General features: G+C 72.4%; 10 protein-coding genes and 1 pseudogene. 9 read left to right on the top strand and 2 right to left on the bottom strand.

The annotated features are described in order from the left end of the window. The first annotated feature begins 226 nt into the window (after positions 1-226). From RUMESO_RS23360 to RUMESO_RS23335, 6 genes are all read left to right on the top strand, one after another. A complete protein-coding gene (locus RUMESO_RS23360) occupies positions 227-856 on the top strand; it encodes a DUF1269 domain-containing protein (RefSeq protein WP_051521642.1) in 630 nt (209 codons plus the stop codon). A 42-nt stretch (positions 857-898) separates the two neighbouring features. Next, positions 899-1,744 (top strand): monofunctional biosynthetic peptidoglycan transglycosylase, encoded by an 846-nt coding sequence (gene mtgA / locus RUMESO_RS23355; protein ID WP_082484645.1) that lies wholly within the window; start codon positions 899-901, stop codon positions 1,742-1,744. A 57-nt stretch (positions 1,745-1,801) separates the two neighbouring features. Next, positions 1,802-2,467, top strand: coding sequence for an FtsZ-binding protein FzlA (gene fzlA, locus RUMESO_RS23350; protein ID WP_037284546.1), 666 nt, complete (start codon positions 1,802-1,804; stop codon positions 2,465-2,467). 43 nt (positions 2,468-2,510) lie between these two features. Next, complete coding sequence (queG, locus tag RUMESO_RS23345) at positions 2,511-3,563, top strand: tRNA epoxyqueuosine(34) reductase QueG (RefSeq protein ID WP_425414951.1); 1,053 nt, start codon at positions 2,511-2,513, stop codon at positions 3,561-3,563. Positions 3,564-3,593: 30 nt separating this feature from the next. Beyond that, positions 3,594-4,760: a PQQ-dependent sugar dehydrogenase gene (locus RUMESO_RS23340; RefSeq protein WP_037284538.1), complete on the top strand. Its 1,167-nt coding sequence runs from the start codon at positions 3,594-3,596 to the stop codon at positions 4,758-4,760. A gap of 169 nt (positions 4,761-4,929) precedes the next feature. Beyond that, complete coding sequence (locus RUMESO_RS23335; RefSeq protein WP_037284555.1) at positions 4,930-5,910, top strand: DNA topoisomerase IB; 981 nt, start codon at positions 4,930-4,932, stop codon at positions 5,908-5,910. Here RUMESO_RS23335 and RUMESO_RS23330 read toward each other — a convergent pair. Next, positions 5,903-6,634, bottom strand: coding sequence for a Crp/Fnr family transcriptional regulator (locus RUMESO_RS23330; RefSeq protein WP_037284535.1), 732 nt, complete (start codon positions 6,632-6,634; stop codon positions 5,903-5,905). The genes RUMESO_RS23335 and RUMESO_RS23330 overlap by 8 nt on opposite strands. Before the next feature lie 100 nt (positions 6,635-6,734). Between RUMESO_RS23330 and RUMESO_RS23325 the strand changes: the two genes are divergently transcribed. Further along, on the top strand, positions 6,735-7,109 hold the full coding sequence (locus RUMESO_RS23325; RefSeq protein ID WP_051521641.1) for a hypothetical protein: 375 nt from the start codon (positions 6,735-6,737) through the stop codon (positions 7,107-7,109). Between the two features lie 93 nt (positions 7,110-7,202). Here the strand turns inward: RUMESO_RS23325 and RUMESO_RS23320 are convergent, their stop codons facing one another. Continuing rightward, the gene (locus RUMESO_RS23320; protein WP_037284532.1) at positions 7,203-7,997 is read right to left on the bottom strand and encodes a response regulator; all 795 of its coding nucleotides are present in this window, start codon (positions 7,995-7,997) and stop codon (positions 7,203-7,205) included. Between the two features lie 96 nt (positions 7,998-8,093). On the opposite strand from RUMESO_RS23320, the gene RUMESO_RS23315 reads away from it, so the two are divergent. Together RUMESO_RS23315 and RUMESO_RS23310 are read left to right on the top strand one after the other, a co-directional pair. Further along, positions 8,094-8,252 carry a NepR family anti-sigma factor gene (locus RUMESO_RS23315; protein ID WP_245639400.1) on the top strand — a complete coding sequence of 53 codons (159 nt, stop codon included), beginning with the start codon at positions 8,094-8,096 and terminating at the stop codon, positions 8,250-8,252. 101 nt (positions 8,253-8,353) lie between these two features. Further along, positions 8,354-8,922: pseudogene (locus RUMESO_RS23310) on the top strand (RNA polymerase sigma factor). Positions 8,923-9,048: the final 126 nt, after the last annotated feature.

The following is a 9,048-nucleotide window of genomic DNA, read 5'->3' as shown; positions in this document are numbered from 1 at the left end:
GGGGACAGCAACAGCGCGAACGCCAAGCGGCCACATACCAGGACGGGAGATCCTCCCCGCCTCCTTCCAGAAGACTCAAGCCCGCCGAAGAGGCGGACTGGTCCCCCTGACACCGGCGCCCCAGCGCCGCCCAGGGCAAGCCAGAGGCCCCGCGGGATTAGATTTATTTCCGGCGCCCGCTATCCTCCTTTCCCTGGAACCTCTGAGCCACAGCAGGGAGCCCCCCATGTCCGACCTCATCGTCATCGCCTTCCCCGACGCCGCGCAGGCCTTCCGCGCCCGCGCCGAGTTCCTCGAGCTCCAGCGCGACTACCTCGTGGAGATGGAGGACGTGGTCGTCGTCACCCGCTCCGCCGAGGGTCAGGTCCAGCTCCACCAGGCCGTCAACATGACCGCCGCCGGGGCGATGGGCGGCACGCTCTGGGGCACGCTGATCGGGATGCTGTTCCTGAATCCCCTCCTCGGCGCCGCCGTGGGCGCGGCCTCGGGGGCGCTGGGCGGGGCGCTCACCGACCTCGGGATCGACGACGGCTTCCTGCGCGACGTGGGCGGCTCGCTCGACCAGGGCGGCGCGGCGCTGGCGGTGCTGCTGCGCAAGTTCACCGCCGACCGGGTCATCGACCGGCTCCAGGCCATGGGCGGCCGCATCCTGCAGACCTCGCTGCCCCAGGACATCGAGGCCCGCCTGCGCGACCGCCTCGAAGGCCGCGCCATGGAGGCCGCCTCCACCGCCGTCCCGCAGATGCCGAGCGAGGCCACCGCCGCCGCGCCCGCCCCGGGCCTCGGCGGCGCGCCCGGAACCATAGGCATGGCCGCCACGCCCAACACCGACCCGCGTGCGAGCACCGAATCCTGAGCGCCCCTTGACCGCCCCCTTCCGGGCCGCCACCAAGGCGCCATGGCAAGGGCGGCGGGCAGCACGGCGAAGGGCAGGGCGCGACTCGCGCCCGAACCGCCCCTGCCCGAGGACGAGGCGGCGGCCCCGCCCCCTCCCAAGCCGCGCCGAAGCCGCGCGCCCAAGCCCCCGCCCGAACCCCTCCTCGACGAGGAGGAGCCCGAAGGCCTCGGGCGCCGTTTCGTGACGTTCCTCGTGCGTGGAGTGCTCCTCTTGGTCGTGGCCGTCGTCGGGCTCGTGGCCCTGTTCAGCGTTGTCAACCCCCCCACCGACCCCTACATGATGAGCGAATCGCGTCGCCTGGGCGGGATCGAGCAGGACTGGGTCTCCCTCGACGACGTCGCGCCCATCATGCCGCGTGCGGCGGTCGCCGCCGAGGACGCCAACTTCTGCGAGCACTGGGGCCTCGACCTCCGCGCCATCCGCACGGCGATGGCCCAGGGAAGCGACCGCGGCGCCTCCACGATCAGCCAGCAGGTGGTCAAGAACGTCTTCCTCTGGCAGGGCCGGAGCTGGACCCGCAAGGCGCTCGAGGCCGGCCTCACCCCGGTCATGGAGGCCTTCTGGACCAAGCGCCGCATCCTCGAGGTCTACCTCAACGTGGCCGAGTTCGGGGAGGGCGTCTTCGGCGTCGAGGCCGCCGCGCGGCACTGGTTCGGCGTCCCGGCCTCGGACCTCACGGAGGTGCAGGCCGCCCGCCTCGCCGCGATCCTGCCCTCGCCCAAGACCCGCGACCCCGCGAACCCCACCGACTCCCTGCGCGCCCGCGCCCGCAGCATCCTCGACGGCGCCGCCACGATCGAGGCGGATGGTCGCGCCGCCTGCTTCGAGGAGGCCGCTTCCCCTTGAACGCGGGGCCCCGTTGCGGCATGGGTCGGACGCTCCCCCGACCGCCGGACCGTTCGCATGAACCGCCTCTACCATTACCCGCTCTCCCCGTACTCCCGGAAGGTGCGCCTCGCCCTCGCCGAGAAGCGCATCGAGGTGGAGCTCGTGGAGGAGCGCTACTGGGAACAGGACCTCGACTTTCTCCGCCGCAACCCGGCCGGTCAGGTCCCGGTGCTGCGGTTGAACGGCAAGACGCTCGCCGACAGCCAGGCCATCTGCGAATACCTCGAGGAGACGGTCCCCGCGCCGCCGCTCTTCCCTCGCGACCCCGATGGCCGCTACGAGGTGCGCCGCCTCTGCGCCTGGTTCGACGGCAAGTTCCACGCCGAGGTCACCAAGCGCCTCATGGGCGAGCGGGTCTTCAAGAAGCTGCGCGGCGGCGGCGTCCCCGACTCCCAGGCCGTCAAGGCCGGCGCGCGGGACATCAAGTACCACCTCGGCTACATGACGCACCTGCTGGAGACGCGCCGCTGGCTCGGGGGCAACGACATGACCCTCGCCGACTTCGCGGCGGCGGCGCAACTGAGCTGCCTCGATTACGTCTCGGATGTCCCCTGGGACAAGTACGAGTCCGTCAAGGACTGGTACGCCAAGATCAAGTCCCGCCCGGCCTTCCGCTCGCTCCTCGCCGACCAGGTCCCGGGCTTCCGCCCGGCCGCCCATTATGCGGACCTCGACTTCTGAGCCAACCGCGCCGCGCCGCAAGGCGCCCGTGGACGCGCGGCCCCTGAAGGAGCGTCTCGCCGAGGAGGCGCGCGCCGCCGGCTTCGCTGCCATGGGCATCTGCCGCCCCGACGCGATCCCCGAGGCCATGGGTCGCCTCCAGGCCTTCCTCGCCGAGGAGCGCCACGGCCAGATGGAGTGGATGGCCGATCGCGCCCATTGGCGAGGCGACCCCACCGCCCTCTGGCCCGAGGCGCGGAGCGTCATCATGCTCGCCGACAGCTACGCGCCCGAGCACGATCCCCTGGACGTCCTCGGCCACCCCGACCGCGCCGCCGTCAGCGTCTACGCGCAGGGCCGCGACTACCACGACAGCGTCAAGCCGCGCCTCAAGCGGGTCCTGCGCTGGCTGCTGGAGCAGGAGCCGGGCGCGCAGGGAAAGGTCTTCGTGGACACCGCGCCAGTCATGGAGAAGCCGCTCGCCCAGGCGGCGGGCCTTGGCTGGCAGGGCAAGCACACGAACCTCCTCGGGCGCGACTTCGGCAACTGGGTGTTCCTCGGCGCGATCTTCACGACCGTGGACCTGCCGCCCGACGCGCCCGAGGTCTCGCATTGCGGCTCCTGTCGCCGCTGCCTCGACGCCTGCCCCACGGGCGCCTTCCCCGCGCCCTACCGGCTCGACGCGACCCGCTGCATCTCCTACCTCACCATCGAGCACAAAGGCCCGATCCCCGAGGAGCTGCGGGGCAAGCTCGGCAACCGCATCTACGGCTGCGACGACTGCCTCGCCGCCTGCCCCTGGAACAAGTTCGCGGTCCAGGCCTCCGAGCTGCGCTACCTCCGCCAGGACGGCCCGCCCCGCCTCGCGGAGCTGGCGACGCTGGACGACGCGACCTTCCGCGCCCGCTTCCCGGGCAGCCCCGTCAAGCGCATCGGCATCGCCCGCTTCCTGAGGAACGTCCTCTACGCCATCGGCAATTCCGGCGACCCCGCGCTCCTCCCTGCCGCGCAGGGCCACCTGAACGCCGAGGACCCCACCGTCGCCGAGGCCGCCGCCTGGGCGTGTTCCCGGTTGGCTCGCGCGGATGTGGGGGGACGGGACATGCCCACGCCCTAGCTCCGTCCGGAGATCCGAGCGGAGGACCCCATGCGACTCGCGACCATCCTGGCCCTGCTGCCGCTGCCCGCCCTCGCGCAGGTCGAGCAGGGCCCGCCCAACGCCCCCTACCAGCCCGCCTGGGAGAACCAGACCCGCGCGCCCGAGCTCCCCGCGACGGCCGTGCAGGCCACCCCCTTCGCCGGGTCCCTTGAGCACCCATGGGGCATCGCCCGCCTCCCCGACGGGAGCTTCCTCGTGACCGAGCGCCCCGGCCGGATGCGCCTCGTCTCTCCCGACGGCACCCTCTCCGATCCCATCGCCGGCCTCCCCGAGGTGGACGCGCGCGAGCAGGGCGGGCTCCTCGATGTCGCCGTCTCCCCCGGCTTCGCCCAGGACCGCACCGTCTTCTGGACCTACGCCAAGCCCATGGGCCAGGGTCTCGTCGCCACCGCCGCGGCGCGGGGCACCCTCTCCGAGGACGGGACGCGGCTCACCGACGTCAAGGACATCTTCGTCCAGCAGCCTCCCTCGGCCGATCCCATGCACTACGGCTCCCGCGTCGTCCCCGATGGCCAGGGCCACGTCTTCGTCACCACCGGCGAACACTACGACCCCGAGGAGCGCTGGCGCGCGCAGGACCTCTCGACCACCTGGGGCAAGGTCGTGCGCGTCAACGTGGACGGCACCGTGCCGGGCGACAACCCCTTCGTCCAAGGCGGCGGCCGGCCCGAGGTCTGGACGCTCGGCCACCGCAACGTCCAGGGCGCGGCCATCGACGGCCAGGGCCGGCTCTGGACCATCGAGCACGGGCCCATGGGTGGGGACGAGCTGAACCTGTCCGTCCCCGGCACCAACTACGGCTGGGCCGAGGTCTCCTACGGGCTCAACTACGATGGCACCCCCGTCGGCACCGGGCAGCCCCGCGCCGAGGGCTTCGCCGAGCCCAACTACTACTGGGACCCGGTCATCGCGCCGGGCGGCATGGACTTCTATGGCGGCACCCTTTTCGGCGACTGGCGGGGGGACCTGCTGATCGGCTCCCTCAACCCCGGCGGCCTCGTGCGCATCCGGCTCGACGGCGAGCGCGTCGCGGGCGAGAAGCGGATGCTCCCCGACCTCGGCCGCGTCCGCGACGTGGAGGAGCTGCCGGACGGCTCGCTCCTCCTCCTCACGGACTTCGAGGACGGCGGAATCGTGCGGGTCACGCCCGGTTGAGCGGCCGGAACCCCGGGGCGGGGGCACGGCGTTCCGACAGGCAGGGGGCCATGGGACCAGGGCCCCCGGAGGTGGAGGCCCCGTGAAGGACACCGACGTCATCGAGGACATGGAGTCCGGCACCCTCGGCCCCGACACCCCCGGCCCCGCGCAGTCCGCCCCTCTGGAGATGCCCAAGGGGCTCGTCTACGTCACCGACGCGATGCCCGGCATCCGGCGCGTGAAGCGCGGCAAGGGCTTCAGCTACATCGCCCCCGACGGCACCGGCATCGAGCGCGGCCCCGAGCGCGAGCGGCTGGAGAAGCTGGGCGTCCCCCCGGCCTACGAGCGCGTCTGGATGTGCCCGCTCCCCAACGGCCACCTCCAGGCCACGGGCTACGACGCGAGGGCCCGCAAGCAGTATCGCTACCACCCCGAATGGTCGCTCCACCGCGCGGGCAACAAGTACGACAAGCTGGTGGAGTTCGGCCACGCCCTCCCCGCGATCCGCGACCGCGTCCGGCGCGACCTCAAGGCGCCCCCGGGCGAGCCGCGCTTCGCGCTCGCCGCCGCCGTGACGCTGATCGACCGCCTGTCGCTGCGCGTCGGCAACGAGGAATACGCGCGCGAGAACGGCAGCTTCGGGGCGCTGACGCTCCGCAACAGGCACGTCCGCCTCCGCGACGGCGAGATCCGTCTCGACTTCAAGGCCAAGTCGGGCCAGCGTGTGCGCCGCTCGCTCAAGGACTCCCGCCTCCTGCGTATCCTCGAGAAGGCCTCGGACCTTCCCGGGGCGGAGCTGCTGACCTGGGTGGACCGCATGGGGCAGGTCCACTCGCTCTCCTCCACCCAGCTCAACGCCTATCTCGACGAGGCCGACGGCGACGAGGACCTCGCCTTCACCGCCAAGACCTTCCGCACCTGGGCCGGGACGCTCGCCGCCTTCGAGCTCCTGGAGCAGGGGGGCAAGCCCAAGGTGAAGGACTTGGCCGAGGCCGCCTCGCAGCGGCTCCACAACACGCCCACGGTGGCCAAGGCCCACTACATCCACCCGCGCGTGCTGGGCCTCGCCGGCGAGGTGCCCGAGCTTCCCCCCGCCGAGCCCCTTCCCGGCCTCTCCCCCTCCGAATGGCGCCTCCTCGCGTTCCTGGAGGCGCCGTCCCTCACATGAGCGGCCGCCGCTCCGGCGGCTCCGCCTCCACGAGGCCCAGCGCCGCGAGGCCCGGGGCGTCGAGGACGCGCAGCGCCCTCTCCGACCAGTCGCAGAGCTGCCGGGCCCGCAGCCGCGCCAGCGTCTTGTTGGTATGCACGAGGCTGAGGCCCAGGGCGTCCGCGAGGTCCTGCTGGCGGAAGGGCAGGGGCACCGTCCCGTTCCGTTCCAGCCCCACCGCCCGGAGCCTCTGCCAGATCTTCAGCAGCGCCCAGGCCACCCGCTGCACGGCGTCGCGCTGGCCCAGCGTGGCGATGGTCTCGCCTAGGAAGTGCTCCTCCACGGCGGCGATCCAGGTGAGGTCGTAGGCCCGCGCCGGCTGCTCCTTGAAGAGCTGCCAGAGCTCCGCCCGGTCGAAGGCGCAGAGCGTCATCGGCGTCCTCGCCTCGACCGAATGCTTCATCTCGCCCATGAGGCCAGCCTGCAGGCCCGTGAAGTCGCCGGGAAAGAGGAAGTTGATGACCTGCCGCCGCCCGTCCTCCAGCGTCTTGTAGCGCACCCCCTGGCCGCGCAGCACGGTGTAGAGCTGCGGGCTGTTCGAGCCCTCCATCAGGATGGTCGTGCCGGGATCGACGCGGAGCTCGCCCTGCTTGAAGCGCTCCATGAAGAGCACCTCCTCCTCGGTGAAGGGCACGAAGAGGGGCTGCCGCCGGAGCGGGCAGTCGCGGCAGGGAACGGTCGGCATTCGGGCGGCGGAAAAGGGGTGGCTCATATGTCGTAGTTTAATGCGGCCCGTCGCGGTATGTTCCATGAGTGGCCGCGAACCGGAGCGGGGGACCTCCAGGATGACCGACACGGCGCGGGGCGGCGCGGACCGCCCGGCCTACCTGATCGTGCTGCGTCACGTCGTCGTGGCGCAGGACATCGCCATGACCATCGCCGACCGCGATCCCGGCGCCCGCGTCGTCACCGTCGCCTCGCCGGCCGAGGCGCTGCCGGCGCTGGGCGACGTCGGTCGGCTCGCCGTGGCCTTCGTGGCCGAGGCCCCGCGAGAGCACCGCGAATCCGATCTGGCACGGGCCATCGCCACGCGGGGCGGGCGCGTCGTGCTGATAGGCGAGGCCGCCGAGACGGAGGGGGCGGAACTGGGCTTCCCGGTGCTGGCGCGCCCCTTCTCGACCGAGGACATCCTCGCCCATCTCGCGGGGGGGACGGGCTGACCTGCGCCCGCCCGCGGGGAGCCCCCGGGCCGGGGAGGAGGCCCGGGGGCGTCGACCGAGAGGGGCCGTGGGGGGACTGACGGCCCCGCCACCTTAGGCGGCCAGCGTCTCGGTCGAAGCGAAGAACATCGCCTGGCTCACCGCCGAGCGGACCTGCTCCTCGGAGTAGGGCTTGGTGATGAGGAAGGCGGGCTCGGGCCGCGCGCCGGTCAGCAGACGCTCGGGGAAGGCGGTGATGAAGATCACCGGCAGGTCGTGGAACTCCCCCAGGATGTCGTTCACCGCGTCGATGCCCGAGGAATTGTCGGCGAGCTGGATGTCCGCGAGCACGAGGTCGGGCTTCACCTCCCGCGCGAGGCGCACCGCCTCGGTGCGGGTGCGGGCGACGCCGGTGACGCGGTGGCCCATCTCGCGGACGATGGCGCTGATGTCCATGGCGATGATCGCCTCGTCCTCGATCACCATGACGCGGCCGGCGACCGACTCCTCCATCTCGCGGATCGCGGTGTCGATGAGCTCGCTGGCGGTCTCGGGCGTGGTCCCCATGATCGCGCCGATCTCCTGCGGCAGGAAGCCCTCGATGGCGTGGAGGAGCAGCGCCTCGCGCGTCAGCGGGGTGAGCCGCGCCATGTGGCCCTGGGCGCGCGCCTCGACGCGGGTCTCGGCCTCCTCGAGCGGCGCGCCGGCCTGCGACCAGACCCGGTGGAAGGCGCGGAACAGCGCGATCTTGGGCTCGGTCTCCTCGGCCACCGCCGGGTCGGCGATCAGCGCCTCCAGCGTCCGCGCGGCCAGCCCGTCCCCCGCGTCCTGGCTCCCCGTGAGGGCACGAGCGTAACGTCGCAGTTGCGGAAGGCTGGCCCCCACGGCGGAGGCGAAGTATTGCGTCATGGAACTGTCCCTCTCCCATCTCCCGGGAACCGAACGCCGTCCTCGTGCGTTCGGTTCCGAACGATGGGCGGGACAGACGCGGGGACAGACTTGGGCATGTATGTGGAAATGGCGGATAGCAAGGGGAAGAGCAGGCTTCATCAGCAGATCGATGAAAACCTGAAGCGCGTCTACGAGGAGGCGCTGAGCGAGGACATCCCCGACCGCTTCAAGGATCTCATAGCGCAGCTCCGCGCCAAGGAGACCGGCAAATGAAGGAATCCCAGGCCACGGGGATTCCGGACACCGCCGAGGCCCCCGCGCCCAGTCCCGAGTCCGACTCGCCGTCCGGGGTGGTCGTGGGCCGGCCCGAGGGCGTGCTCCCCATCGGCGCGCGCGACCCCCGCGACGAGCTGCCCGAGCATCTGGGCGCGCTCCGGGCCTTCGCCATCTCGCTCACCCGCAACGTCGCGGCGGCGGACGACCTCGTGCAGGACACCATCGTCAAGGCCTGGACCAACCTGGACAGGTTCCAGCCCGGGTCGACCTGCGCGCCTGGCTCTTCACCATCCTGCGCAACACCTTCTACTCCGACAAGCGCAAGACGCGCCGCGAGGTCGCCGACCCCGAGGGGATCTACGCCGCCGCGCTCTGCGAGAAGCCGTCCCACGACGGGCGCCTCGCCCTCGCCGACTTTCGCCGCGCCTTCGACCGCCTCTCGCCCGAGCACCGCGAGGTGCTGATCCTGGTGGGCGCCTCGGGCTTCGCCTACGAGGAGGCCTCGGTGATGATGGGGGTGGCCGTGGGCACCGTGAAGAGCCGCGCCAACCGCGCCCGCGCCCGCCTGGCCGAGATGCTGGGCCTTGAGGAGGGGGAGGAGATCCTCTCCGGCGTCGACGGCGCCACGCTGGCGGTGCTGGGCAAGTCCGGGGTGCGCGCGGCATGACCTGCCGCGCGTCCGACGCCGGCCTTCGCCGGGCAGCATGACCGACGCGGCGACCGGGCCGGCCCCGCAGCCCGGTTCCCAGGCGCCGGAGGCGCGCTCCGCCCGCCGCCGGGGCGCCGCCGGGGC

Source organism: Rubellimicrobium mesophilum DSM 19309, from assembly GCF_000600335.2.
Classification (GTDB): domain Bacteria; phylum Pseudomonadota; class Alphaproteobacteria; order Rhodobacterales; family Rhodobacteraceae; genus Rubellimicrobium; species Rubellimicrobium mesophilum.
Note: the sequence above shows the minus strand (reverse complement) of the source record. Positions and strands in the feature narration are given on the sequence as shown.